Here is a 24,325-nt window from a genome sequence, read left to right as displayed (position 1 = left end):
TTTCGGCTATCCAGGAAAGGGTAACGACCATGACCTCCTCGACACCTGACGTCATCGATCTTCTGGCCGGCATCCGCGTCGGATCCTTCGTCGACCGCATTCGCGCGGAACGGCCGGAAACCCGCGCAAATGCGCAGAAGAGCTATCTCGCACTTTTCGAACCGGTACAGGAAGTAGACTTCTTGCGGGTGGAACGGCTTGCCGTTGCGGCCTTCGTTGCCGGATTGCACGATGCAAGAGCGGTGGCGGAATTCTACACGGCCGGCATCATTGAGACGACGGGCGGCGCTTCTCTTGCCGCAGCCGTCAGAGCAGAGGTCGAGAAGGGGCGCACGCATGGCCCCTATGGCAAGTATCTCGCTGGACCTCTATCGGTTGAAGACAAGTCGGGCCTGATCTTCGAGGTTTCCGATTTCGGCCGTGTCGCTCTCGGGACCAGGCTTTCCGCCGCGTTGGACCACAGCCACTTGCTCGTCTTCCGGCCACGAGAGGCCTCTCCGGCTGCCTTGCAAAAACTGCTAGATGCCGGATGGAACACGACGGCGATCGTGACGCTCTCGCAGATCGTCGCCTTCCTTGCATTCCAGATCCGCGTGGTCAGAGGGCTTTCGGCGCTGTCCAAGGCGGGCGAGGGGACACTTGCTTCAGCAGCAGCCGAATAAGGAGAAGATGACATGACCGAGACTGCAATCCATCCTGAGCTCGAAAACCGCCCCACCGCCTTCACACAGGCCGAGATCGGCTGGACACCCTGGCTGGCGCCTCTCGCAGAAGAGGAACTGACCGACCGGCATTGGGCCGGGCTTGTTGATCCATCGCGCGCCAGGTCGGCTTACTTCATGCTGCTTGCACGCGATCCGGAGATTCTAGAGGCTCGCACGAAGACCGACAAGGACATCTTCTGCAACACGACGGCCGGTCTGCCGCGAGCCGATAGGGAGCTCACGGCAACGGCTGCGTCGCGGGTGAACGGCTGCATTTTCTGCGCCTCGGTCCATTCCCGTTTCGCGTCGCATTATTCCAAGCGTACCAGCGATGTCCAGCGCCTCCTCGACCAAGGAACGCATACCGACCTCGGCAGCCGCAGGTGGAATGCAATCGTTGAGGCCTCGGTAGCTTTGACGGCGACACCATCTGCCTTCGGCGAAGAAGAAATCGCCCGGCTGCGGTCCGAAGGCCTGAACGATCTGGAAATTGCCGACACCATCCATGGTGCCGCCTTCTTCAATTGGGCCAATCGGTTGATGCTCTCGCTCGGCGAGCCAACACCTGCGGCTGCATTCTGATGGTGCTGTACCGATCCACGATCCCCTGAAGTAGTGGAAGCTGTCGCCGATGGACCTGCAATCGCGCGTACGCTGGGAAGCCCTAGACCGAGGCCAAGGAAAACCTTCGCCCGCACGAACATCCCTGAGGCGCCCTGGTACATCGTCGAGGGCAACTCAACTGCATCGATCACCTGCTCACGCAGATTCTTACGAAGACGTACCGCACGACGACATCACGCTTCCCGAGCGGGTGTTCAATCCCAATTACGAACGCAAGGTCCTTCCGCCGGAGCTCTATGTACCGTCGAAATATTGACGCTGCTCCTGGCCGCGTTGGAAGCGTCAACCAAGGCTGTTCTGGGTGCTGAAATAAGACGCAATCGCAGCTGCCTACCCTTTAATTTTGGGCACATGAAGCAGTCAAGCCATCAAACCGTGCAAAATCAGATCGACATGTGCTTCCAGATAAGTCGTCTTATCCAAAATTCGTCGGTCACCAAAGATGAGCTTGAAGACCAGCATGGCGATAGCAGGAGCCGCTACCGCGTCAGCGAATGCGGCTGGCGCCGGCCGGAACTCCCCGTGTTTCACGCCCTCATCGATGAGGGACTGCAAATGCGCGTTGAGCGGGTCGATGAACTCTTGGTGGTGCCGGTCAACGACTTGGGGAAAGCGTGATCCTTCCGCGATGACGAACCTCATCAACTCCCGCAGTCTGCGGTTCTCGACAAGGCGGTCGTAGACTAGCGCTATAAACCCTTCGAGTCGCTCCGCACAGGTTCCGTTCAGTTCGTGGGCGCTAGCCAAGAGATCTTCGAAGGGCACCGAGATGTGCCGGATCATCGCTTCAAAAAGCTGCTCTTTGGTTTCGAAATAAACATAGATCGTCCCCTTCGTTACCCCGACCCTTTCGGCAATATCCTCGACGCGTGTCGCCACGTAGCCGCGCTCCACGAACTCTTCAAAGGCCGCATCGAGAATCTGTGCAGGGCGGCGAGCTTTCTGCTCCGCACGCGTCAGTTTCTTCGTATCAGGCATGTCTCACCTTGAGCGCTCCTTGTCATTCCGTGGCTCGGCGCCAGGACAATTTCTTGCCGAGTTCTATTGACTAATAGGTCAGTCAATAATATCGAATGCGCCAACTGATGCAAGAGGTCAATTCATGAGAACTATCCTTGTTGCCGCCTTGCTGGCCATGGGCGCAGTCGCGCTTTCGTCGTGCGAGAAGCAGGCCACGAATGAGGTGAAGTCCAAGAGGGTCGAGACCGTCGTGGTGAAGACCGCGCCTGTCGCAGAAGTCAACTTCATTACCGGCGAGATAAGCGCTCGCGTGCAGAGCGACCTGTCCTTCAGGGTCAGTGGACGGATTGTCGAGCGTCTGGTCGATGTCGGTGCGCCCGTAAAGGCAGGGCAGGTGCTTGCGCGCATCGACGCTCAAGAGCAGAGGGCCGATCTGGATGTCGCCACGGCGAACCTGCAGTCAGTCCAAGCCCAGCAGACGCAAGCCCAGCTGGCATTCGACCGGCAGCGGAATCTTTTCAAGGCGCAAGTCACGACCCGCGCAGCACTTGATCAGGCCCAGGAGGCGCTGCTGACTGCCCAAGGAAGCGTCGAATCGGCGCAAGCCCAGCTCGACACAGCGCGAGACGCTTTCTCTTACACGGAATTGCGTGCCGATGCCGACGGGGTGATCACGGCGCGAAACGCCGAGATCGGCCAGGTCGCGCAGGCCGCGCAACGGATCTTCACGCTTGCCCATGAAGGACCGCGTGACGCGGTCTTCAACGTCTTTGAATCCCTCTATCTCGGACGAAAGCTTGAGAACAATGTCACGGTCGGCCTGCTTTCGAGTTCATCCCAGAAAATAGATGCGGCCGTACGCGAAATCTCGCCGACCATCGATGCGTCGACGGGAACAATCAGGGTGAAGGTGGGTCTCGAAGGGGCGCCGAACATGCAGCTTGGCGCTCCGGTCGTCGGCTCCTTCCGTTCCATCGCACAGGACACAATCGAATTGCCGTGGTCGGCAATGACCTCGAAGGATGGCCATCCGGCCGTCTGGATCGTGGACCCGTCGTCGTCCAGCGTGTCCATCCGGCCGGTGGATGTTTCCAGCTATGGGACCGGTCGGTTCGCCGTGCGCGCGGGTGTGTCTCCAGGTGAAATCGTCGTATCCGATGGTACCAAATTCCTACGGCCCAACGAGGTCGTCTCATATGACAAGGAAGCCGCGAAATGAGTATCCGAGTGACACCCGGCCTGCTGCTCCTTGGGCCGTTGCTGCTGTCGTCTTGCCAGAAGCAGGATGAAGCGCGTGAGGAGCCGCCCCGCCCCGTTCTTTCCGTTGTCGCCAAATCAACAGCCGCTTTGTCCCTGAGCCTGCCAGGCACGGTCGAGGCCAAGATCGAGACCGAGCTTGGATTTCGCGTCCTCGGGCGGGTGATAGCCCGCAAAGTCAGCGTCGGCGACATTGTCAAGAAAGGTGACGTCGTTGCCGCCATTGATCCGCTGGCGCTGGAGCTTGCGCTCAGAAGCGCGCAGTCCGAGCTCTCCAATGCGCAGGCGCAGCTGACAAATGCCGTCTCCACGGAAGAGCGCCAGCGGAGTTTGACCGAAACGAGATCCGGAAGCGAGGCCGCGTTCGAAGAGGCTCAACTGGGACAGCGGAGTGCTGTTGCTGCCGTTGCAAAAGCGCAGGCCAATCTGGACAAGGCCGAAGAACAACTAAGCTATGCGCAGCTTCGCGCAGAATTCGATGGCGTTGTGACGGCCACCTCTGCGGAAGTGGGCCAAGTTGTCGCGGCAGGCCAGAGCATCGCCACCATTGCCCGCCCCGATCAGCGGGATGCGGTCATCGATATACCGGACGCGAGCTTCGACGGCCTCAAAGTGGGGTCACCCTTTGAGGTCTCCCTCCAGCTAGACCCAACCATTCGCGCGAGCGGCGTCGTGAGAGAAATCGCACCCGAAGCCGAGACGACGACCCGTACCCGCCGCACGAGGATAACGCTTGTCAATCCGCCCGCGGCGTTTCGCTTGGGCTCGGTCGTGACGGCAACTGCGACCATCGCCGCCCAGCCACTGATCCTGCTGCCATCGTCCTCGGTGCTGATGAAAGACGGGAAACCGAACGTCTGGGTCGTCGATACTGCAGCCGGCAAGGTCTCCATTCGGGCGATCACGATGGACGGAGATATTGCCGAGGGAGGCGCGGTTCGCATCGCTGAGGGAGTCAATCCGGGCGAACGCATCGTCGTCGCTGGTGTTCACAAGCTTACTGACGGCCAGGTTGTCAGGGTGGATCAAGGGGAAAACCCGTGAAAAAATTCAATCTTTCCGACTGGGCGCTCGAGCACCGTTCGCTCGTCTGGTACTTCATGATCGTCTTCATCCTTGCCGGCGCGTTTTCCTACATCGGTCTCGGTCGTGAAGAAGACCCGGCGTTTACCATCAAGACTATGATCATTCAGGCGCAATGGCCTGGTGCATCCGCCGAGGAAGTGACCAAGCAGGTCACCGACCGCATCGAGAAGAAGCTCGAAGAGCTGGAGTCGCTTGACTACACCCGCAGTCAGACGGTTGCCGGCCGGACAACGATTTTCGTTGAACTCTTGCCGACCACGAAGGCCAGGGATGTCAACCCAACCTGGGTGCGCGTCCGCAACATGATCGACGACATCAAGGGAGATTTCCCGAGCGGCGTCGTGGGTCCGTTTTTCAACGACCGCTTCGGCGACGTTTTCGGCAATATCTACGCCTTCACCAGCGACGGGCTCACGCAGCGCCAGCTTCGCGACCTTGTCGAGGACGCCCGCGCAAAAGTCTTGACCGTTCAAAATGTCGGTAAGGTGGACATTATCGGTGCGCAAGACGAAGCGATCTATCTTGAATTTTCGACCCGAAAGATTGCGGCCCTTGGTATCGACCAGCAATCGGTTATCGAGACGCTGGAGGCGCAGAACGCCGTCACTCAGTCGGGCTTCGTTGACGCCGGCCCCGAGCGTATCGCTTTGCGTGTGGGCGGTCAGTTTACGTCGGAGGAAAGCCTCAAGTCGATCAATCTGCGTGTCAACGACCGGTTCTTTCCGCTGACCGATGTTGCCACAATTAAACGCGGCTATGTTGATCCTCCGTCGTCGCTGTTCAGGTATAACGGTCAGCCCGCAATCGGTCTCGCCATTGGCATGAAGACCGGCGCAAATCTGCTGGAATTCGGCAAGGCACTCGACCATCAGATGGATCGCGTCGTGACCGATCTGCCGATCGGTGTGGATGTTCAACGCGTTTCCGATCAGCCGCAAGTCGTGGACGAAGCAGTGTCGGGCTTCACGCGCGCCCTGTTCGAGGCGATTGTCATTGTTCTTGCGATCAGTTTCATCAGCCTGGGCGTTCGCGCGGGTCTGGTTGTCGCAATCTCGATCCCCCTTGTGCTGGCGATCACGTTCCTCGTAATGGCCTATTCGGGCATTTCGCTGCAGCGTATTTCGCTCGGCGCGCTGATCATTGCGCTTGGCCTTCTCGTTGACGATGCGATGATTGCCGTCGAGATGATGGTCGCCCGGCTGGAGGCAGGAGACGATCTGAAAAAAGCTGCAACATATGTCTACACGTCTACGGCCTTCCCGATGCTCACGGGCACGCTCGTAACGGTCGCCGGCTTCATTCCCATCGGCTTGAATAACAGTGCCGCGGGCGAATTCACCTTCACGCTTTTCGTGGTGATTGCCGTCTCGCTCCTGGTTTCGTGGATCGTCGCTGTGTTGTTCACGCCACTTTTGGGCGTGAGCATCCTTCCGAAGACGATGAAGTCGCATCATGATCAGAAAGGCCGGCTGGCGAGAGCTTTTTCCTGGCTATTGACCCTTTCCATGCGGTGGCGCTGGATCACGATCGGCGCGACAGTCGTGGCCTTCGCGCTCTCCATCGGTGGAATGAGCCTGGTGCAGCAACAGTTCTTCCCGTCCTCGGACAGACCCGAACTGATCGTCGATTGGAATCTGCCGCACAACAGTTCGATCTCCGAGACGAACAGGCAGATGGCCAAGTTCGAGCAGGAGATGCTCGCGAACAACAAGGATATCGAGCACTGGACGAGTTATGTTGGACAAGGTGCTCCCCGCTTCATCCTGTCCTTCGATGTTCAGACGCCCGACGTGTCCTTCGGGCAGACCATTATCGTGACCAAGGGGCTTGATGTTCGCGACAAGGTCAAAAGCGAACTGCAGGATTATCTGACGAAAACCTTCCCCGGAACCGATGCGTTCGTAAAGCTCCTCGACATCGGGCCTCCGGTCGGCAAGCCTGTGCAATATCGCATTAGCGGGCCGGATATCCAGAAGGTTCGGGATATCGCGCAGCAATTTGCCGGCATCGTCGGCGAGCATCCGCTACTCTCCAACATGACCTTTGACTGGAATGAGCCGTCTCGTGTCGTGAAGGTCGATGTTCTGCAGGACAAAGCGCGGCAACTGGGTGTCTCGTCGCAAGACATTGCAACGACCCTTAACGGGATCGTGGAGGGATCGTCGGCTACGCAGATCAAGGACAACATCTATCTCATCGATGTGATCGGCAGGGCCCAAACCTCGGAGCGCGGCTCCATCGAGACACTGCAGAACCTTCAGCTGCCTGGCTCAAACGGCAAATCGGTACCGCTCTCGGCGGTTGCCAATTTCCGCTACGAGCTGGAGCAGCCGACGATCTGGCGTCGCACGCGCACGCCGACAATCACCATCAAGGCTGCCGTCGTCGGGCCGACACAGCCCGCGACCATCGTCAACGAACTACAACCCAAAGTCGATTCGTTCCGCAAGGACCTTCCAGCCGGCTACAGCATCGCCAACGGTGGTTCCGTCGAGGAAAGCGCAAAGGCGCAAGGGCCGATCGCTGCGGTCGCGCCGCTGATGCTATTTGCCATGGCGACGATCCTCATGATCCAGTTGCAAAGCTTCAGCAGGCTGTTCCTAGTGTTCGCAGTGGCACCGACGGCGCTTATCGGTGTGGTTGTAGCGCTGCTCTTCAGTAACGCGCCTATGGGATTTGTCGCGATCCTTGGTGTGCTTGCGCTGATAGGGATCCTGATCCGGAACTCTGTCATCCTGGTCGTGCAGATCGAACAGCTTCGGAGCGAAGGCGTAGCGCCATGGCGCGCCGTCGTCGAGGCGACCGAGCACCGGATGCGTCCGATCATGCTGACGGCGGCCGCCGCGACTCTCGCGCTCATTCCAATCTCCCGGGAAGTCTTCTGGGGTCCCATGGCCTATGCCATGATGGGGGGCATCGTTGTCGGTACCGCACTGACGCTTCTTTTCCTTCCGGCACTCTATGTGGCGTGGTTCCGAATACCGAAGGAGGAGAATCTGGAGCAGCGGCAACCCGCACATCCCTAGCATTCGGGGCAGTCGGAAAGGGATTTTAGTGATCAGTAGGAGACGATGATCCTGGATTTACATCGGAGGGCTGTCGGTGAGGCGCGACTGGCACCCACTTCAGCGGTGGTCTGGGCAGCAACGAGGACCGCATAGGCAATTGGGTTTGGTAACTTTGATCCCGTCGTCAAAGCTGGCGTCCTCACGGGATGGCAGTTGGCCGCGCCGTGGCTACGACCCTGTGATGCTTGTTGGCTGATCCGCGGAGGCACAGTCCCTGACCTTGCCGGTTCCTCATCGCCGCGGGCGGTGGAACGGCACGACAGCCGCGTTATCGAGCGCCGTCTCGATCTCGGTCCGGAGGCAGTCTACAAGTTCTACGCACTCGGCGTGACGCTCGTCCCTCTCCGGCCCGGACGCTGTCTCCCATGTCAGTCTCACTTCCTCCGCGATGGCGAAGTCGTAACAGAGGTCGCGGAAGCTTTCGTCACGCGCGGCGAGTTCGTCGATCAGTCTGGCTCGGGCGAGAAAGCATCGTTTCACGAAAGCGACGTCGTATCCCATGTATGCCTCCAATGAAAGAACACAAGGGACAAAACGCCTTTAACTGGCGGCTTTTCCTTGGGTTCGGTTATGGTTTGATCGACGTTTTTGCCGATCGGCTAAATCTGATCCGCCCGCTGGACAGCTTGGTTCCGTCCTTCGGTTCTCGAACCATGCTCCAATGCGTGACCCTGATGCCCTGTGGCTTCGGTCACAGAATGGCGTTCGGCTCCCGGTTTCCCATTCTCCTCCAAGAGCGCAGCCCAGTCCTGCCGGGCTCGCTAAGCATTCATCAGGACAACCGGGATATCGTCGACGCGCCTTCCATGGGGCTTTCACCGCGCCGCTCGTAAGCGCGCTGGTCACGCAGAATCTGGAAGGCGATCGTCAAAAGTTTGCGCGCAATGGCAACACGCGCCTTGTTTACTCCTCTGAACTTCAGATGCTCGTACTGAGCGCGCAGCTGCGCATCGCTGGCGATGGCCGGGGCGACCGCCTCGACGAAAGCCCAGCGCAGCCACTTGTTGCCCTGCTTGATGATCTTGCCGTGAAAGGTCTTGCCGCCGGAGGAATAGGTCGACGGCACCAAGCCGGCATAGGCGGCAAGCTTCTTCGGGTTGCGGAACCGCGATATGTCGTCGATCTCCGCATCGATCAGGCGGGCGAAGAACTCGCCGATGCCGGGGATCGTCTTCAACAGCTTGACGTTGCCATTGGCCTTGGTCATCGCCCGGATCGTCGCCTCCGACTGCTTGATCCGCACATCGATGTCGCCGATGAAGTCGAGGCCACGATCGATCTGGATGCGGTCGATCTCTGACACGTTCACTTGAGCCAATTGGGCGCGGCCGGCCTTGCCGAACAGGTCGCCGAGCTTCTTCAACTGCGCCGTCTGCTCCGGATAACGATCAAACACCGTCACGATACGGTTTTTCGTCATCGTCCGCAGCCGCACGTAAAACATCCGCTCGCGCAACGCGACACGCAGTTCGCGGGCCTTGTCGTTCGGCGCCCAGGCCTCCGGCACCAGGTCGGCTCTGAGCAGATGCGCCAGCACCGTCGCATCGATCTTGTCGGTCTTGATCTTGGCGTCGGCAATCGCCTTGACCTTCCAGGGATGGGCGAGAACGACATCATCACAAATGTCGTCGAGCCAATCGTAGATCACCATCCAGTTGCGGGTCGCCTCGACAACCGCATGCGAATTCTCCCGGTAGCGTTCCAGAAACCCACCCAGAGACTGGCGGTCGTTCTTCACCCGGCCGGATCTCAGCGTCTTGCCATTGCTGTCCTGCACCACCAAGTGGCTATAGGATTTGTGGTAGTCGACGCCGATATGGTAATTATAAGAGGCAGTCATGCTTCCAACTCCTTTATTGAGATCTTGCGAACCCCAATAAGGTAAGCCGAAAGGCTCGAAGCGTGACTGTCCCTCGATCATCACCTGCATCTCAGTGATCCGTTCTCTCAGCGGGCGCGGCCTCTTTCATGCCATCTCCCCAATACCCTTTACCGCATGACGGACTTGCCGTCGGCATCGCATGATGCCCCAACGTTCCGGTTTTGGGGTGTAAGTTACAGTAACACCGAGTTAGCGCCTTTCGGCGCGACGCCTTTTCCCGATGCGAGACACACCGCCCTAACCTCCCCACACAGAGCATACGAGATGTTACGGGTGTCCGACGCCGAGCGCGCGTAGGCTCAAGACGTCACGTCAAAACGCCGGCCCGTTGCGGTCGGCAACCGAAGGAGCATCCTATGAAACGCATCATCTTCATTGCCGCCGCACTAGCGATCACCACCACCGTCGCCCATGCCGGAGACCCGATCATCGGCAACTGGAAGACTGAGCTGGGCGACACCGCCGCCATCGCTCCATGTGGCGCCGGCTACTGCATCACGTTGAAATCGGGCAAGCACGCGGGCAAGCAGATCGGCACTTTCAGCGGCAAGGATGGCAGCTATTCAGGCAAGATCACCGATCCCGATGCCAACAAGACGTACGACGGCTCGCTGACGGTCTCCGGCAGTGCTTTGAAGATGAAAGGCTGCGTCCTCAAGGTCCTCTGTGAATCGCAGACCTGGCCCCGTCTCTAAGGGAACCAACCTCACCCCCTCTCGCACGAAACGAGGACAAGCAGATGAAACCTCTGTTACTCATGCTGAACGTTGCAACCGTCGTCGTAACCCTCGTCCTCGCGGGCGCACCGATCTTCTCGGCGATTCCCGCCGAGGCCCGCCAGGCCGCCGCAGCCTGTGGCCGCCACGGTTGCGCGGCTGCCGCATGCGGCCCCCGAGGATGCGCTGCCGCTGCCGCCACCCGTCGGCCACGTGGTGTCGTGGTCCTCAGTCCAAACCGTTACTGGCGGCCCGGTGGAGCGATCGCAGCGGGTGCTGCCGTCGGCTTCCTCGCAGGCGCGGCCGCAGCGTCCGTCGCGGGGTCACCGCCGCAGTCAGGCTATTGCTGGTACTATACGAATAGTGCCCGCACGACAGGTTTCTGGGATGTCTGCCCGAACTGACCCAAAGGTCTCCGCTGCGCAAACCGGGGTATGATAAGAGGTCCGCACGTCGCCCGCGGACCTCTTATATTGTTTCAGCCTCAGGGAACCAGTTCGATCTCGCTTAACCGCCATTCCTTCATGAAGAACGGCTCGAGCGGCCCTGTAAAGGCGCAGGAGCGTGAACCCGCCCTGCCTGGCATCGTCTGAATCCAGTTGCCGCGTTTCACGCCCTCCGGCTGCTCCGGACCGAAATAGATCGTCGTAGAGCCGTCCGCGTCGGCCTCGGCAGCGGGCGATGGGCATGTTTGGCTGCCGGCACGCGGGTATCGCAACAACCTTGCGACGGAGAGGCGGACGAAACCCGCGTCTTCTATGCTGAATTAACTCGACGTTCGGCATGTCGTCGGGAATGAAGAGTTGAGGGCGGATGAGCGCGGGCGTGAACGGCGTCGTCGATTGGAAGACCTTCTTGATCTCTATCGGGCGTTTCACCTTTCCAATCGGGGCCGACCACCAGTCGCCCGCCTCGGTCCCCGTGGCGCACGTGCCGATATAGCCGAAATTGTAGGTGTTGCCGTCGACCCACATGCCCCGATACCCGTACCCACCACTGCGGTAGTGAATCGGATCAGCTCAACAATAACGTTCATGAAGGCTTGCTATGTTTCTGGACGGGGCCGCCTTGGTGGCGTAGGTTACACTGGGCACGCTAATTAAATCTGTGATTGCTGCGCCTGAGGGCGTGAGGGGGAGCGAGTTATGGACACCTCTGTGACAGACGCGTCCGGGGACGCGGAGCCGTTACCATGTCCGTCGCCGGGTCCGGACGAGATTCGCGCGCAACTCGCACGTATTATTTCCAGTCCGGAGTTTCCGAAAGCCGGACGTGGCGCAGCGTTTCTAACCTTCGTTGTCGAGGAGGCACTGTCTGGCCGCGCACAGCGCCTGAAGGGCTATACCGTCGCGGTCGAGGTGTTCAAGCGCAGCGATGGCTTCACCCAGGACGATCCTGTCGTCCGCATCGAAGCGGGGCGGCTGCGGCGCACTCTCGAGCGCTACTATCTCGTCGCCGGACAGCGCGATCCCATCAAGATCGACATCCCGAAAGGCGGTTATGCTCCGTCTTTCGCATGGAACGATGCGGCGATCACGGACCGCAAGGAAGCCGCAGTCGAGAATCCCGGCAAGCGCCCTGGCCAAGGCTGGCTGCGGCCCCGGTTGCCGATCCTTGCTGGTCTCGTCGGTGTCGTCTGCACGGCGGCGCTCACGTATTGGGCAACCGACCGTTTCGTCGCCGGCGCGAGACAGTCCAACGTCATCGAGGTGCCTGACGAACCGACCCTGGTGATCGCACCCTTCGCCAATCTCGGTGATGGTCCGCAGGCCGAGCTATATACCGTCGGATTGACCGAGGAGTTGCTGACCGCACTGCCCCGGTTCAAGGAGATCAGAGTGTTCGGGCGCGAGACGTCGAAATCGCTTCCACCGGAAGTGCAGGCGTCGGAAGTGCGTGGCGGGCTCGGCGCTCGCTATCTGCTCGCTGGCGGCGTCAGGGTGTCAGGCCCGAGGGTTCGGGTGACGGCTCGGCTTGTCGACACATCGGACGGTGCGATCCTCTGGTCGCAGAACTACGATGACGATCTGACCACGCGAGAGCTGTTCACCATCCAGTCCGACGTCGCAAGCAAGGTCGCCACGGCCGTCGCCCAGCCTTACGGCATCATTGCGCAGGCCGTGACGGCCAACCCTCCCCCGGACGACCTTGGCGTCTACGACTGCACCCTTCGCTTCTACGCCTACCGCGCAGAACTCAGTCCGGAAACGCATCTGACGGCACGTGCCTGCCTGGAAAGCGCCGTCGGACGCTACCCGACCTATGCGACGGCATGGGCCATGCTGTCTATCGCCTATCTCGATGAAGACCGCTTCAGGTACAACCTGAAGCCCGGCCAGCCAGCGCCGATGGAACGGGCGCTGAGCGCTGCCCGTCGCGCGATCGACATCGAACCGCGTAACACGCGCGCGCTTCAATCTCTGATGATTGCCTTGTTCTTCAACCAGCAACTGACCGAAGCGCTCGAGGTCGGCGACGAAGCACTGGCGACCAACCCCAACGACACGGAACTGCTGGCAGAGTTCGGGACGCGGGTTGCCATGTGCGGGCAGTGGAGGCGGGGGGCGGATTTGCTTGATCGGGCGCTTGCACTGAACCCTGGCGGGGCCGGTTACTATAACGGGACACGCGCGCTTGCCGCCTATATGCTCAACGATCACGAAAAGGCGGTGAGCCTAATCCGGAAAGCCGACCTGCAGAAGTTCCCTCTGTTTCATGCCGTTGCAGCCGCCATCTATGCCGAGGCTGGCCTGATCGACGATGCGAAGCGCGAGGGAGAGGTTTTCATGAAGATGCGTCCTGAGTACATCCGCGACGTCATCGAAGAGAACAGGAAGCGCAACATCCAGCCGAAGGACAATATCCGCATGATCGCCTCGCTTCGCAAGGCTGGCCTGTCCGTGCCGGATGCAGTGGACGTCGAAGCCAGGCTCCTGGCGTCCCCCGCGTCAAACGGCCTCTGAGCCCTTTGGCCGCCTCGCCGTATGGACGGATTCCACGGGTTCCACTGCCCAGTGCATACCAGATGTTACGGCGTTTCGCTCTATCTGCACGTAGAGTTTCGCCGATGACAGTCGTCAGTCGGCGATTGCCGCATGCCACGCAACGAGAGGCATAGGTCGATGATCAGTATGTTTATGAGAACCATGCTTTCATCCGCAGTGTTCGCGCCTGTGTTGTGGATCACCGGAAGCTGCTGCTGGCCGGTTCCGGCAAGATCGAGTTGGGACGGCCGGATAAGTTGCGTGCGACACGAATGGGCGGCTTCGCCAAAGTCGAGATGGTCTTCGACGGCGAGACCGTGGCGCTGTTCGGCAAGGACGCTAATCTCTACACGCAGGTCGAGGTCCCCGGCAGAGGTTTTTCTGTTGCTCACATCAGCTTTTGCCGTTCCGCCCTGCGCTGCAGCCACTGGATGCTGGCGAGGAACAGTGTCGAGAACAGGATCAGCAACGTCGCAACGGCAGCAATCGTGGGGCTGAGAGTCTCGCGTACGCCGCTCCACATCTGACGGGGGAGGGTGCGTTCCTCGGAGCCGGCGATGAAGAGCGCAACCACCACCTCATCGAAGGAGGTGACGAAGGCAAACAGTGCCCCTGACACGACACCCGGCGCGATGATCGGCAGCATGATGCGCAGCACCGCTTCAACCGGCGTCGCGCCGAGGCTCGCGGCGGCGCGCATCAGATTGTGATCGAAACTGGCGAGCGTTGCCGTCACGGTGATGACGACAAAGGGTGCTCCGATTGCGGTATGGGCAAGGACCAAACCGGTCAGGCTGTTAAGTAGACCGACCGCAGCAAAGGCATAGTAGATGCCGACCGCCGAGACGATGACGGGAACGATCATCGGCGAAATCAAGATGGCGGTCAGCGTCGCGCGAAAGGGGCAGTCCGGCCGGCTTAGGCCAATGGCCGCCAGCGTGCCGAGCGCGGTTGCCAACAGCGTCGCGCAGACGGCGACGATGATGCTGTTTTTCAGGGCCAGTTGCCACACGTCGGAGGAGAAGAACTCCTCGTACCAGCGCAGCGACAGGCCGGGCATCGGATAGGTGAAGAAGGGTTCCGCGTTGAAGGATAACGGCACAATCGCGATGATCGGTGCGATCAGGAAGAGGACCACGGCACCGCCGGCAAGCCAAAGCAATACCGGGAAGAGGCGGGTGAAAGAGAGCGAGTGGTTCATCAGCCTATCCTCAGACGGTCGATACCGACGACGCGGTTGTAGATGGCGTAAAGGATGAGCACCGCGACCAGGAGAATGGCGCTGAGTGCTGCGGCCATGGCCCAATTGGTCACCTGGTTGGAGTAGTAGGCGATGTAATAGCTGACCATCTGGTCGCGCGGGCCGCCGACGAGCGCCGGGGTGATGTAATAGCCGAGCGCCAGGATGAAGACGAGCAACCCACCGGCGCTGACGCCCGGCATGCTCATCGGCAGATAAATCCGCCAGAAGGCCGATAGTGGCGGCGCACCGAGTGATGAGGCAGCGCGCAGATAGACCGGCGGAATGCTCTTCATGACACTGTAGATCGGCAGCACCATGAAAGGCAGGAGGATATGGGTCATAGCGATCAGCACGCCGATGCGGTTGTAGATCAGCTCCAGCGGCTGCGATGGATCGATGATGCCGAGCCAGGCAAGAGCGGAGTTGACCACGCCGCGGCTCTGCAGCAGCACGACCCAGGCGCTGGTGCGCACCAAAAGGGACGTCCAGAAGGGCAGGAGCACGAGGATCAACAGAGTATTGGCGACAGCGCCTTTCGAGCGGGCGATCAGCGCTGCCAGCGGATAGCCGAGCAGCAGGCAGAGCAATGTCACGGAGGCGCTGACGGCGAAGGTGCGCAGGAGCACGTCGACATGCACGGCGTTTTCGGGGGCGACACCGGCAATCGCGCCGGCCTCGTTGCGGCTCATGTCGAGGGCTGCGAGCAGGTAGAAATCGGTCAGTTCCGGCATCGCCTGCTTCAAGATCAGCCAGTAGCGTGGTGTGCCCCATTGCTCATCGATGGCGATGAAGGCGTCCTTGTAGGGCGCCTCGGCATTGCGGATCGTGCGTGCCGTCTTCAGCAGCATCGAGCGCATGCCGGTTTCGTAATAGTTGAGTCGCTTGGCGACCTCGGCCACATCCTCGCGCGGCGACGCCTTCAGGTCGGCGGCGAAGGCGGCATAGAGCGTCTCGTCAGGTACGGCCTCGAGATTCCAGGAGGCAAGTGCGGCTACGGTGCTCGGCAGCGTCCGCGCCACGTCGCTGTTGTCGACGCTTCGCGTCAGAAGCATGCCGATCGGCAGGACAAAGATCGTCAGCAAAAAAAGCATCAGCGGTGCGACCAACAGCAGCGCTCTCAGTTGCCCCTTGCGCCGCAGACCCCGCAGCCGGCGGCTGAGGGCGGCCGTGTCGACTGCATTCCGGACGACTTCATCTGTGAGCGTGATCGCCATGGCAAGCGCCTTCATTCGTAAAGAAGGAGGCGGGCAGGCCCGGGAGAAGAGGCCTGCCCGAAGAGAGGATTACTGCGCCAGCCACTTGTTGAAGCGCTCGGTCAGCTCCTCGTCATGATCGGCCCAGAACTCCGCCGAAACCACGAAAGCAGTCTTGGTGTTTTCCGGAGCTGTCGGAAGGTCAGGCAGGATGTCGGCCGGAATCTTGGCAATCGCGGCCTTCAGCGTCGGGCCATAGGAGATGTACTGTGACTGCCGGGCCATAACGTCGGGGTTCATCGTATAGGCGATGAACTTATCGGCCGTCTCCTTGTGCTGCGAACCCTTCGGCTGGGCCCAGAGGTTGAAGTCCATGCCCTGGCCGTCCCAGACAATCTTGAAATCCTTTCCGCTGTTCTTGACGGCATCGTAGATGCGGCCGTTCCAGGCGGTTGTCATCAGCACTTCGCCGTCGGCCAGAAGCTGCGGCGGCTGCGCGCCTGCCGTCCACCAGACTTTCACGTCCTTCTTGATCGTGTCGAGTTTCTTGAAGGCGCGATCGACGCCTTCCGGCGTGCCGAGTACGTCGTAGACTTCGGCGGGCGCGACGCCGTCGGCGATCAGCGCGAATTCGAGCGTCGTCTTCGGCGCCTTGCGCAGCGCGCGGGGTCCGGGGAATTTCTGCGTGTCGAACAGGTCGGCCATGGTCGTAGGGCCGCCATTTGGGAATTTTGCGGCGTCATAAGCGTAGATCGTGCCGAAAACGATCGTCGCTGCGGCACAATCCATAGCAGCGCCTTCGATGAAGGCTTCCTTGCCGCCGAGCTTGGAGTAGTCGATTTCGTCGAGCCATCCTTCATCGCAACCCTGCAAGGCATGCCCCGGCTCGACATCGACGACATCCCAGGTGACCTGGCCGGTTTCGACCATACCCTTCAACTTGGCGGTCGAGCCATCCCATTCGTCCTGGAGAATCTTGTCTCCGGTTTCCTTGGAGAAGGGCGTAAAGAAAGCCTGCTCCTGGCTTTTGGTGTAGGCGCCGCCCCAGGACGTGACCGTCAACGTCTCCTCTGCGAGTGCGGGTGCGATCATGGTGAGGGAAAGCACGGATGTTTGAAGCAAAAGCGATATGCGGTTCATTTTCAGTTCCCCTGTTCTGGTTGAATTCAGTCAGTCGCGACGGACGTTGTGCTTAGGATAGAGCCAATGCCCGGCAGTCCTCCGGCGCCCAGCCGATGCCAATCTCGGCGCCCGATGCCTGAAAGCTGTGTGCCTGCGTTGCGGGCACCTTCACCCGCACGTCGTCGCAGCCGCAGGCCCGGACGCGCAGCCGCAGGTGGTCGCCGTGATAGATCAGTTCATCAATCTTGGCCGTGAAACAGTTTGGACTTCCGAGTGCAGGCGATAGTGTGATGCGTTCGGGCCGCAGCACCAGTGTCGATTGGGCTCCCTGCTTCAGCCCTTCGCCGGCCAGTGCTGCGATAACCGAGCCGTCGGTCGTTCTGATCCGGCAATTCTGTCCGGAAAGCTCGACCACTTCGCCGGCAATCGCATTGTTCTCGCCGATGAAGGTGGCGACGAACGGGTTGGCCGGTGTTTCGTACAGAGCATGCGGTGAGGCGACCTGTTGCAACGTGCCGTCATTGAAGACACCAACGCGGTCGGACATGGTCAGCGCTTCGCTCTGGTCGTGTGTTACATAGACGACATTGATGCCGAGGCGGCCGTGCAGATGCTTGATTTCTAGTTGCATATGCTCGCGCAGTTGTTTGTCGAGAGCGCCAAGCGGCTCATCCATCAGTACAAGCTGCGGCTCGAACACCAGCGCGCGGGCCAGCGCAATACGTTGCTGTTGGCCGCCGGAAAGCTGGTTGGGCCGCCGCGTCTCAAAACTTGCCATGCGAACCATATCCAGCGCGCGGCGGACGCGCTCTGTTAGTTCTGCCTTGCCAAGCCGCCGCATTTTCAAGGGGAAGGCCACGTTTTCGCCGACGGTCATGTGCGGGAAGAGGGCATAGTTCTGGAAGACGACGCCGATATTGCGGCGGTGCGGCGGCACGCTGTCGATGCGATTGCCGTCGAGTGTGATGGTGCCGTGGGTCGGCGCCTCGAACCCGGCAAGCATCATCAGCGTCGTTGTTTTGCCCGAGCCGGAAGGTCCGAGCAGGGTGAGAAACTCGCCCTGCGCAACATGCAAATCGAGCCCGCGCACGACGTAACTCTTGCCGTCATAGGATTTGCGCACGCCCTCGAAGGCGATGAAACGCTCGGTCATGAGATATTCTCCAGTCACCGGCCGGGTTCGTTGCCGTTTGTCTCGGTGTTTGTTCGATATTGTCTCGCTCGTAGTTGTTTTGTCAAGCCACACAAATATTTTTGTCCGGCGAGTGAGTATCCTCTCGAAATTTGCTGTAAAAAGTGGTAACAGCGAGGAAATAGCGTGAAACACACGAAAGAATGCGTTCGCTTGGTGTGGCGGATGGTCTCAGATGCGGAAGTTTGTATGACACGGATAATGGATAAAAACCATACAAAGAGCGCTGATCCGAAGCGACAGCCACGCAGACCGGCCTATCTGGAGCTTGCCAGCGAGATCGAGGCCAAGATCCGCTCCGGTGAGCTTTCGCCCGGAAGCCAGTTGCCGCCCCAACGTGACCTCGCGAAGGAGCGCTCGGTCAATGTCTCGACCGTGACCAAGGCCTATCGCGAGCTGCAGAACCTTAACCTGGTCGTCGGCAGCACGCGTCGCGGCACGATAGTGATGACGGAAGGTGCGATGCCGCGCGTCGACCGCGCGACGACGCCTGCCGGTGTCATCGACCTCACCGTCAACCGCCCGGCGGTCGATGATTTCCAGAAACGGCTGGCTGAAACACTGCCTAAGCTTTCCGCCGATCCCCGCTTCAGGGAACTACAGGAGTATCAGCCACCGGAAGGGGCCGCCTGGGCACGCGCCGCTGGCCGGCGCTGGATCGCGCTCAACGGCTTCGAACCCTCCGCCAATGATATTGTCGTCACCAGCGGTGCCCAGCACGCGCTATTGGCGGCAATCAGTAGCCTGATTGAGCCGGGCGACGTGATCGTCTCGGACCGGCTCACCTATTATGGCCTGAAGGCGCTCGCACAGATGTTCCGTTTCCGGATCGTCGGTATCAGCAGCGACGATGAGGGCATGTCCGCGGTCGAACTCGACGAAGTTTGCCGCCGGGAAACGGTTCGGGCGGTATTCACCGTTCCCTCGATGCACAATCCAAGCGTCGTGACGATGAGCGAGGCGCGGCGTCGCGAACTTGTCGCCGTCGCTGAGCGCCACGATGTGGCGATCATCGAGGACGATGTCTATGGACCGATGCTTGGCGCGCGCGCGCCGGCTCTCGCCACGCTTGCGCCGGAGCGGACCTACCATATCTCGGCCCTGTCCAAGGCCCTGGCGCCGGGCTTGCGCGTCGGCTATTTGACCTGCCCGCCGGGCCTTGCGCAGGTGACCGCGGAAGCGGTGCGCACCACCGCCTGGATGCCGGCGCCGTTGCCGCTCCTGATTGCAAGCCGATGGTTGGAGGATGGCACCGCCAACGCCATTCTGAAGGCGCAGCTTGCCGAACTGTCGCCACGCCACGCGCTTGTGACGACCATCCTTTCGGGCCAGTCATTTGCATCGGACCCGCGCTGCATGTTCATCTGGCTACGATTGCCAGCACCCTGGCGGGCGGAGGATTTCACCGCCAACCTGCGCGCCCACGGCGTCGCCGTCATGCCCGCCGCGGCCTTTGCCTGTGACAGGCAGCCGGTCGAGCATGCCGTCCGCGTCAATATCGGTTGTGCTTCCTCGCGGGAGGAACTGGCGACGGCGCTGCGCATCATCGCCTCCACGCTCGCCGATCGCCCCCGCGCGCTGATCGGGCACGTCTGATGCAGCAGCCGGGCGCGATAGGTTTGAGATTGCTGCCCTTGCCCGAAACGGAACGACGGCATGTGCTGGTGATCGGCGCCGGTCTTGTCGGCCTCAGTTCAGCGCTATGGCTGCAGAAGGCTGGCCATCGTGTCACGCTCGTCGACCGTGAACCACCGCTTGGCAACGCATCCTTTGAACAGGCCTGTTCCTACGGCAATGCCTGTACGGTCGCGCCCCACAGCGTCGTGCCCGTGGCGACGCCTGGCGTTGCTTGGCGCGTCCCTGGGATGCTTCTCAACCCGCTTGGCCCCTTGGCCATCGTCTGGCGCTACCTGCCGCATCTGTCGCCTTGGCTGCGTGCATTTCTGGCATCAAGCGGTACGGCCGAAGTCGAGCGGATCGCAACTGTGCTTTCTAACCTCCTTGCGCAATCGGATGCCGCATGGCGCCCGCTGATCGACGAGTCAGGCGCGCAAGCGCTGGAGCGACGTGACGGTTGCCTCTATCTTTATAAGACAGAGGCGCAGTTTCAGGCAGCGGAACCGGAAGCTAGCTTTCGCGAGCGGCATGGCGTCGCCCTAGATCGGTTGGACAAGGCAGCAATTCGTGACCTGGAACCCAATCTCGCTCCTCTTTACCAACGCGGCGTCCTGTTTCGCGACGCCTATACGTTTTCAAGCCCCAGACTGTTGGCGTTTGCCCTTGCTGAGGCGGTCGTCAGGCGGGGCGGTACGTTTGTAAGCGGCGAAGCCAGCGGGCTTGAGGCAACAGAGACGGGTATCCGCGTTTGGGTTTCCGGCGGTGAATTACAGGCCGATCATGCTGTGGTTGCCGGCGGTGCCTGGTCGCGCGCACTTGCCAGGAAGATAGGCGATGATGTTCTGCTCGATACAGAACGAGGTTATCACGTTCTGTTTCCTGCTGCGGGGGCTCTCCTGAAACGCCCGGTCTGCTATCCGGAACACGGTTTTTACATGACGCCGATGGCCGATGGGTTGCGCGCAGCCGGGACGGTGGAGCTTGGAGGTCTTAAAGCGCCGCCCAATCGCGGCCGCACGGCGATGATCCGCAACGGGGTGCAAACCCTTTTGCCAGCGGCTGGCGAAGGCACGAGGGAATGGCTCGGCTTTCGTCCGTCCATGCCGGATTCCCTGCCGGTTGTCGGCAATTCGCCGACATCGCCGAATATGACCTATGCGTTCGGGCATGGCCATCTCGGGCTGACGCTCGCAGGCATCACTGGCCTGCTGGTGGTCGATCTTATCTCGAAAAGGAAGCCAGCAATAGATCTCAGCCCATTGCGCCCGGATCGGTTTAGCCGTTTTGGCGGACGGAGGTAACGCGCGCCTGCAATCCTCTTTGCCAAAGCGACCGAGGTGTTTCGCTAGGTTCGATCTACAGGTCGGTGCCACATGGCCAGTTTGAGGTGCTGCTGATCCGCATGGGTCCCGAAGGACTCGCCGATTTCGTGGAGGTTCTTTCCACCCCGGCTGCTCCGGTCCTGGGAGGGTGGAATTGGTCAAGCGACCCGCGCCTTGGGAGCCCGACTACGTTGCAGGCGATGAGACCATTGTCCTTATCGGCTCCTGGGCCGATGACTGCCGCGCATGACGTTTCCGAATTCTCCTGCGGAAAGCCAACGCTCGATCAGTGGCTGAAGAGCCGCGCGCTTGCCAATCAGGAAAAGGGCTTCACGGCGGTTCTCGTTATTCACTGTAAATCGGCATGGGGTTACGGTGCCGATCGGTAGGCTAAATGATTGTTTTTGCTGAAGCGACCGGGGTCATTGCACGATGCTTTATCCACAAGCGGCCGACTGGCCCGAAATTTGGGCGCGGGATGACCTGACCAGTTCCCCTCCCAAAAGCCGGCCTACGCAGCGTAGGCTTCTGCATCGTTAGCGCGGAACATCTGGGCCAGATTGAGAAAACAGATCATCCCGTTCTCTTGCGTAATGATTCCGTCGGAGAAGCCACGATCAAACGAAGTGACGACTTCAGGGATTGCCTGAATCTGGCTCGCCTTGACCGTCAGAATGTCGGAGACTTGGTCAACCAGTAATCCGACGATCATCGTGTGGATCTCTGCCACAATAATCGCACTCCGCTCGTTCGGGACGGTCGGCATCATTTCAAGTTTGGTCGCCAGATCGATGATCGGGATCACGACGCCGCGCAGGTTCATCACTCCAAGCATTTCACTGGGGGAGCGGGGAACCGGAGTGGAGGGTGACCAGCCGCGAATCTCGCGGATGATCTTGGTCAGAACGCAGAACTCCTGACCTTGAAGCCGGAAGGCGATTATTTCCATCTGCTTGTTATCGAGACTGATCGAAGGCTCCATCTGCGACATCAAAACTCATCCCAGCTGTCGCCGCCCTTGAGCGCCGCGTTGCCGTTGAATGCCTGGGCTACTTTGGCCGTCATCCGGCGAGCTGGCGATGCCACAGGGCGCGAATGCTGGTTAATCGCAGCCGGCGCAGCACGATGTGTCGTCGCTCCTGTCCCGATATTGAATTGTTCCAGGAGCTCAAACAGCTGCTCTGCTTCCCTGGCGAGGCTGTGGGCGGCCGCAGTCGTTTCCTCAACCATGGCCGCATTCTGCTGTGTGCCCTGATCCATCGTGTTGACGGCCGTGTTGATTTCTTTGAGGCCCGTTGCCTGTTCCTTGGAGGCTTCGACGATGGCGCCGACGTTGCCATCCACCTGCACGACCTGTGTTACGATTTCCTGCAATGCCTTGCCGGTATTGCCGACCAATGCGACCCCGCTTTTTACATGCTCGTTCGATGTATTGATCAGCTCCTTAATCTCTTTTGCCGCCTTGGCGGAACGCTGGGCAAGCTCGCGAACTTCTTGTGCGACGACAGCAAAGCCTTTGCCGGCGTCGCCTGCACGGGCTGCTTCAACACCGGCGTTGAGCGCCAGAAGATTGGTCTGAAAAGCGATCTCATCGATAACGCCGATGATGTTGGCAATTTCGCCTGCCGATTTCTCGATCTTGCCCATGGCTTCGACCGCTTGACCGACGACGTTGCCCGAGTGCTCGGCATTTTCCTTGGTCTTGCGCACGAGCTGGCCGGCTTCCTGGGCTCGGTGGCTGGAGTCGGTTACCGTCGTTGTGATTTCCTCAAGCGCCGCAGCGGTCTCCTCAACGGAAGCGGCCTGTTGCTCGGTGCGTTTGGAGAGATCGTTGGAGGCTGATTGGATCTGTTGCGATGCAGCGGCAATGGCGCCGGCGTTCTGGGAGACCGTCTGCAGTGTGACACGAAGCTTGGAAGAAGCCTCGTTGAAGTCTACTCTCAACTTCTCCAGCGAAGGCAGGAAAGGTGTGGCGAGGGTCTGCATCAGGTCGCCTTCCGACAGAGCCTTCAGGGAACTTGCGAGTTCGTCGACGTTGCCCACGCGTGTGGTGACGTCGGTCGCGAACTTCACGACCTTGAAGACCTTGCCGTTCATGTCGAAGATGGGGTTGTAGGAAGCCTGGATATAGGCCCTTTTACCACCTTTTCCGATGCGCATGAATTCGTCCGCAATGAATTCACCACCAGCAAGCCTTGCCCAGAAGCGCCTATACTCTTCGCTGTTTACGAAGCTTGGCTCACAGAACATCGAATGATGCTTGCCCAGGACCTCTGACGGTTGATAGCCCAGCGCCTGAAGGAAGTTCTCGTTGGCGTTGAGAATATCGCCTTTTGGCGTGAACTCGATGACCGCCTGCGCACGCGAAATCGCGTCGAGCTTGCCGGCATCTTCAGCACTCTTCAGTTTCCGTTCGGTGATATCGGTCGCGAATTTGATGACCTTATAGGGCTTTCCACCGCTGAATACCGGATTGTAGGAGGCCTCGATCCAGACCTCCTTACCGCCCTTGCCAATCCGCTTGTACTGGCGACGGTCGAATTCTCCACGCGCGAGCTTTGCCCAGAAATCCTTGTAGTCAGAGGTGGCGGCTTCCGCCGGATCGACAAAAAGGCGGTGGTGCTGGCCAAGGATTTCGGACCGCTGATAACCAAGCGCCCGACAGAAGTTCTCGTTCGCGGTGATGATCGTGCCGTCTAGTTTGAACTCGATGATCGCCTGAGACTTGCTCATCGCTTCGAGAATGGCCTTTGCGTCAGCGCCGGCGCCTAATCCTAACATTTATTCCCCCAAAGCCTGTGGTTGGACGGGCAAGCGAGGTTCACGCGGCAAGCCACGAGCGACCATCATTCTTGATAGTGCCAATTCTCCGATGAAGGAGTTTAAGATATGTGAATATTCGAATGATAGTGCTCAAAGTTCGCACAAATCCAGTAATTCTTGCACACTATCAAGTTGACGACAATCATAAAGCGCAGTGGGTCAAGTTTTACTCAACCTGATATACTTACAGGCGCAAAAACAGGGTGAGTTGGATTACAGCTGGAGCTCAAGGAAACGAACGCCGAATTCGCCATGCGAAAGGGGTAACACGAGATGCCGAGCTTTTGGCATGTCTTCATCAGACCGAGCGATGACATCGCGGGCGATGCGACCGTCAATGCTTATGGTGTCGCCGGAGATTTTCCTCCGGATGACGAAAGCCCGCAGGTCGGTTTCGCAGTGTTGAATATCCGGTCGAACCGGCGCCGAAACCCGTTGATCATCGCCTCGGTGGGCGCTTCGATCCATCTGTACTTCCGCAAGGTCGCTGGGCTCGACCATCCGACCGGGTTGGCTTTGCCGCGGTGAGACT

The 24,325-nt window shown here is 59.9% G+C and carries 22 protein-coding genes and 3 pseudogenes; 14 read left to right on the top strand and 11 right to left on the bottom strand.

The annotated features are described in order from the left end of the window. The first annotated feature begins 29 nt into the window (after positions 1–29). From ACZ9BX_RS24230 to ACZ9BX_RS24220, 3 genes and pseudogenes are all read left to right on the top strand, one after another. A complete protein-coding gene (locus ACZ9BX_RS24230; protein WP_476220606.1) occupies positions 30–662 on the top strand; it encodes a CMD domain protein in 633 nt (210 codons plus the stop codon). A gap of 12 nt (positions 663–674) precedes the next feature. Beyond that, a complete protein-coding gene (locus ACZ9BX_RS24225; protein ID WP_476220605.1) occupies positions 675–1,286 on the top strand; it encodes an alkylhydroperoxidase domain protein in 612 nt (203 codons plus the stop codon). 13 nt (positions 1,287–1,299) lie between these two features. Continuing rightward, positions 1,300–1,584: pseudogene (locus ACZ9BX_RS24220) on the top strand (polyphosphate kinase 2); the annotation flags it as partial. 104 nt (positions 1,585–1,688) lie between these two features. Here the strand turns inward: ACZ9BX_RS24220 and ACZ9BX_RS24215 are convergent. Continuing rightward, the gene (locus tag ACZ9BX_RS24215) at positions 1,689–2,306 is read right to left on the bottom strand and encodes a TetR/AcrR family transcriptional regulator (RefSeq protein WP_476220604.1); all 618 of its coding nucleotides are present in this window, start codon (positions 2,304–2,306) and stop codon (positions 1,689–1,691) included. Between the two features lie 124 nt (positions 2,307–2,430). Between ACZ9BX_RS24215 and ACZ9BX_RS24210 the strand changes: the two genes are divergently transcribed. Genes ACZ9BX_RS24210 through ACZ9BX_RS24200 form a run of 3 tightly spaced genes read left to right on the top strand, consistent with a single transcriptional unit; the run spans position 2,431 to position 7,657 of the window. Next, positions 2,431–3,507 carry an efflux RND transporter periplasmic adaptor subunit gene (locus ACZ9BX_RS24210; protein ID WP_027511488.1) on the top strand — a complete coding sequence of 359 codons (1,077 nt, stop codon included), beginning with the start codon at positions 2,431–2,433 and terminating at the stop codon, positions 3,505–3,507. Then, positions 3,504–4,589, top strand: a complete 1,086-nt coding sequence (locus tag ACZ9BX_RS24205) for an efflux RND transporter periplasmic adaptor subunit (RefSeq protein WP_476220603.1) — start codon at positions 3,504–3,506, stop codon at positions 4,587–4,589. Before ACZ9BX_RS24210 ends, ACZ9BX_RS24205 begins: the two co-directional genes overlap by 4 nt. Next, a complete protein-coding gene (locus ACZ9BX_RS24200; protein WP_476220601.1) occupies positions 4,586–7,657 on the top strand; it encodes an efflux RND transporter permease subunit in 3,072 nt (1,023 codons plus the stop codon). The genes ACZ9BX_RS24205 and ACZ9BX_RS24200 overlap by 4 nt, the downstream gene beginning before the upstream one ends. Before the next feature lie 273 nt (positions 7,658–7,930). On the opposite strand, the gene ACZ9BX_RS24195 is transcribed toward ACZ9BX_RS24200, so the two are convergent. Both ACZ9BX_RS24195 and ACZ9BX_RS24190 read right to left on the bottom strand, forming a co-directional pair. Further along, on the bottom strand, positions 7,931–8,200 hold the full coding sequence (locus ACZ9BX_RS24195) for a hypothetical protein (RefSeq protein WP_476220600.1): 270 nt from the start codon (positions 8,198–8,200) through the stop codon (positions 7,931–7,933). 271 nt (positions 8,201–8,471) lie between these two features. Beyond that, positions 8,472–9,539: an IS110 family RNA-guided transposase gene (locus ACZ9BX_RS24190; protein WP_476220599.1), complete on the bottom strand. Its 1,068-nt coding sequence runs from the start codon at positions 9,537–9,539 to the stop codon at positions 8,472–8,474. 398 nt (positions 9,540–9,937) lie between these two features. Between ACZ9BX_RS24190 and ACZ9BX_RS24185 the strand changes: the two genes are divergently transcribed. After that, the gene (locus ACZ9BX_RS24185) at positions 9,938–10,276 is read left to right on the top strand and encodes a DUF2147 domain-containing protein (RefSeq protein WP_132558614.1); all 339 of its coding nucleotides are present in this window, start codon (positions 9,938–9,940) and stop codon (positions 10,274–10,276) included. 44 nt (positions 10,277–10,320) lie between these two features. After that, the gene (locus tag ACZ9BX_RS24180; protein WP_476220597.1) at positions 10,321–10,701 is read left to right on the top strand and encodes a hypothetical protein; all 381 of its coding nucleotides are present in this window, start codon (positions 10,321–10,323) and stop codon (positions 10,699–10,701) included. An 80-nt stretch (positions 10,702–10,781) separates the two neighbouring features. Here the strand turns inward: ACZ9BX_RS24180 and ACZ9BX_RS24175 are convergent, their stop codons facing one another. Continuing rightward, positions 10,782–11,015, bottom strand: coding sequence for a DUF1214 domain-containing protein (locus ACZ9BX_RS24175; RefSeq protein ID WP_476220595.1), 234 nt, complete (start codon positions 11,013–11,015; stop codon positions 10,782–10,784). A 52-nt stretch (positions 11,016–11,067) separates the two neighbouring features. Next, a pseudogene (locus ACZ9BX_RS24170) lies at positions 11,068–11,271 on the bottom strand (DUF1254 domain-containing protein); the annotation flags it as partial. A gap of 171 nt (positions 11,272–11,442) precedes the next feature. On the opposite strand from ACZ9BX_RS24170, the gene ACZ9BX_RS24165 reads away from it, so the two are divergent. Further along, positions 11,443–13,260 (top strand): adenylate cyclase, encoded by a 1,818-nt coding sequence (locus ACZ9BX_RS24165; protein ID WP_476220594.1) that lies wholly within the window; start codon positions 11,443–11,445, stop codon positions 13,258–13,260. Between the two features lie 218 nt (positions 13,261–13,478). Further along, positions 13,479–13,652 (top strand): annotated as a pseudogene (locus ACZ9BX_RS24160) (DUF2092 domain-containing protein); the annotation flags it as partial. A gap of 17 nt (positions 13,653–13,669) precedes the next feature. Here the strand turns inward: ACZ9BX_RS24160 and ACZ9BX_RS24155 are convergent. The 4 genes from ACZ9BX_RS24155 to ACZ9BX_RS24140 all read right to left on the bottom strand — a co-directional run bounded on the left by ACZ9BX_RS24155 (position 13,670) and on the right by ACZ9BX_RS24140 (position 17,992). Next, positions 13,670–14,482 carry an ABC transporter permease gene (locus ACZ9BX_RS24155; protein WP_476220593.1) on the bottom strand — a complete coding sequence of 271 codons (813 nt, stop codon included), beginning with the start codon at positions 14,480–14,482 and terminating at the stop codon, positions 13,670–13,672. Next, positions 14,482–15,738 (bottom strand): ABC transporter permease, encoded by a 1,257-nt coding sequence (locus tag ACZ9BX_RS24150; protein ID WP_476220591.1) that lies wholly within the window; start codon positions 15,736–15,738, stop codon positions 14,482–14,484. Before ACZ9BX_RS24150 ends, ACZ9BX_RS24155 begins: the two co-directional genes overlap by 1 nt. A gap of 69 nt (positions 15,739–15,807) precedes the next feature. After that, positions 15,808–16,809 (bottom strand): ABC transporter substrate-binding protein, encoded by a 1,002-nt coding sequence (locus ACZ9BX_RS24145; protein ID WP_476223022.1) that lies wholly within the window; start codon positions 16,807–16,809, stop codon positions 15,808–15,810. A 100-nt stretch (positions 16,810–16,909) separates the two neighbouring features. Further along, positions 16,910–17,992, bottom strand: coding sequence for an ABC transporter ATP-binding protein (locus ACZ9BX_RS24140; protein ID WP_476223021.1), 1,083 nt, complete (start codon positions 17,990–17,992; stop codon positions 16,910–16,912). Between the two features lie 228 nt (positions 17,993–18,220). Here ACZ9BX_RS24140 and ACZ9BX_RS24135 point away from each other — a divergent pair, with 228 nt between their 5' ends. The 3 genes from ACZ9BX_RS24135 (at position 18,221) to ACZ9BX_RS24125 (ending at position 21,359) form a co-directional block, all read left to right on the top strand. Next, positions 18,221–19,627, top strand: a complete 1,407-nt coding sequence (locus ACZ9BX_RS24135; RefSeq protein WP_476220589.1) for an aminotransferase-like domain-containing protein — start codon at positions 18,221–18,223, stop codon at positions 19,625–19,627. After that, positions 19,627–20,949: an NAD(P)/FAD-dependent oxidoreductase gene (locus ACZ9BX_RS24130; RefSeq protein WP_476220587.1), complete on the top strand. Its 1,323-nt coding sequence runs from the start codon at positions 19,627–19,629 to the stop codon at positions 20,947–20,949. Before ACZ9BX_RS24135 ends, ACZ9BX_RS24130 begins: the two co-directional genes overlap by 1 nt. A 254-nt stretch (positions 20,950–21,203) precedes the next feature. After that, positions 21,204–21,359 carry a hypothetical protein gene (locus tag ACZ9BX_RS24125; RefSeq protein ID WP_476220585.1) on the top strand — a complete coding sequence of 52 codons (156 nt, stop codon included), beginning with the start codon at positions 21,204–21,206 and terminating at the stop codon, positions 21,357–21,359. A 122-nt stretch (positions 21,360–21,481) separates the two neighbouring features. Here ACZ9BX_RS24125 and ACZ9BX_RS24120 read toward each other — a convergent pair whose 3' ends face one another. Continuing rightward, on the bottom strand, positions 21,482–21,961 hold the full coding sequence (locus ACZ9BX_RS24120; RefSeq protein ID WP_476220584.1) for a chemotaxis protein CheW: 480 nt from the start codon (positions 21,959–21,961) through the stop codon (positions 21,482–21,484). After that, positions 21,961–23,751, bottom strand: a complete 1,791-nt coding sequence (locus ACZ9BX_RS24115) for a methyl-accepting chemotaxis protein (protein ID WP_476220583.1) — start codon at positions 23,749–23,751, stop codon at positions 21,961–21,963. The genes ACZ9BX_RS24120 and ACZ9BX_RS24115 overlap by 1 nt, the downstream gene beginning before the upstream one ends. 315 nt (positions 23,752–24,066) lie before the next feature. Between ACZ9BX_RS24115 and ACZ9BX_RS24110 the strand changes: the two genes are divergently transcribed. Then, on the top strand, positions 24,067–24,321 hold the full coding sequence (locus tag ACZ9BX_RS24110) for a hypothetical protein (RefSeq protein WP_476220582.1): 255 nt from the start codon (positions 24,067–24,069) through the stop codon (positions 24,319–24,321). The last annotated feature ends 4 nt before the right edge of the window (positions 24,322–24,325 follow it).

The organism is Rhizobium sp. USDA 3886, assembly GCF_056279785.1.
Note: the sequence above shows the minus strand (reverse complement) of the source record. Positions and strands in the feature narration are given on the sequence as shown.

Excerpts from the sequence above, each read along its gene's own strand:
- ACZ9BX_RS24230 (WP_476220606.1), top strand. The coding sequence starts at position 30 with ATGACCTCCTCGACACCTGACGTCATCGATCTTCTGGCCGGCATCCGC.
- ACZ9BX_RS24225 (WP_476220605.1), top strand. The coding sequence starts at position 675 with ATGACCGAGACTGCAATCCATCCTGAGCTCGAAAACCGCCCCACCGCC.
- ACZ9BX_RS24215 (WP_476220604.1), bottom strand. The coding sequence starts at position 2,306 with ATGCCTGATACGAAGAAACTGACGCGTGCGGAGCAGAAAGCTCGCCGC.
- ACZ9BX_RS24210 (WP_027511488.1), top strand. The coding sequence starts at position 2,431 with ATGAGAACTATCCTTGTTGCCGCCTTGCTGGCCATGGGCGCAGTCGCG.
- ACZ9BX_RS24205 (WP_476220603.1), top strand. The coding sequence starts at position 3,504 with ATGAGTATCCGAGTGACACCCGGCCTGCTGCTCCTTGGGCCGTTGCTG.
- ACZ9BX_RS24195 (WP_476220600.1), bottom strand. The coding sequence starts at position 8,200 with ATGGGATACGACGTCGCTTTCGTGAAACGATGCTTTCTCGCCCGAGCC.
- ACZ9BX_RS24190 (WP_476220599.1), bottom strand. The coding sequence starts at position 9,539 with ATGACTGCCTCTTATAATTACCATATCGGCGTCGACTACCACAAATCC.
- ACZ9BX_RS24185 (WP_132558614.1), top strand. The coding sequence starts at position 9,938 with ATGAAACGCATCATCTTCATTGCCGCCGCACTAGCGATCACCACCACC.
- ACZ9BX_RS24180 (WP_476220597.1), top strand. The coding sequence starts at position 10,321 with ATGAAACCTCTGTTACTCATGCTGAACGTTGCAACCGTCGTCGTAACC.
- ACZ9BX_RS24165 (WP_476220594.1), top strand. The coding sequence starts at position 11,443 with ATGGACACCTCTGTGACAGACGCGTCCGGGGACGCGGAGCCGTTACCA.
- ACZ9BX_RS24155 (WP_476220593.1), bottom strand. The coding sequence starts at position 14,482 with ATGAACCACTCGCTCTCTTTCACCCGCCTCTTCCCGGTATTGCTTTGG.
- ACZ9BX_RS24150 (WP_476220591.1), bottom strand. The coding sequence starts at position 15,738 with ATGGCGATCACGCTCACAGATGAAGTCGTCCGGAATGCAGTCGACACG.
- ACZ9BX_RS24145 (WP_476223022.1), bottom strand. The coding sequence starts at position 16,809 with ATGATCGCACCCGCACTCGCAGAGGAGACGTTGACGGTCACGTCCTGG.
- ACZ9BX_RS24140 (WP_476223021.1), bottom strand. The coding sequence starts at position 17,992 with ATGACCGAGCGTTTCATCGCCTTCGAGGGCGTGCGCAAATCCTATGAC.
- ACZ9BX_RS24135 (WP_476220589.1), top strand. The coding sequence starts at position 18,221 with ATGACACGGATAATGGATAAAAACCATACAAAGAGCGCTGATCCGAAG.
- ACZ9BX_RS24130 (WP_476220587.1), top strand. The coding sequence starts at position 19,627 with ATGCAGCAGCCGGGCGCGATAGGTTTGAGATTGCTGCCCTTGCCCGAA.
- ACZ9BX_RS24125 (WP_476220585.1), top strand. The coding sequence starts at position 21,204 with ATGACTGCCGCGCATGACGTTTCCGAATTCTCCTGCGGAAAGCCAACG.
- ACZ9BX_RS24120 (WP_476220584.1), bottom strand. The coding sequence starts at position 21,961 with ATGTCGCAGATGGAGCCTTCGATCAGTCTCGATAACAAGCAGATGGAA.
- ACZ9BX_RS24115 (WP_476220583.1), bottom strand. The coding sequence starts at position 23,751 with ATGTTAGGATTAGGCGCCGGCGCTGACGCAAAGGCCATTCTCGAAGCG.
- ACZ9BX_RS24110 (WP_476220582.1), top strand. The coding sequence starts at position 24,067 with ATGCCGAGCTTTTGGCATGTCTTCATCAGACCGAGCGATGACATCGCG.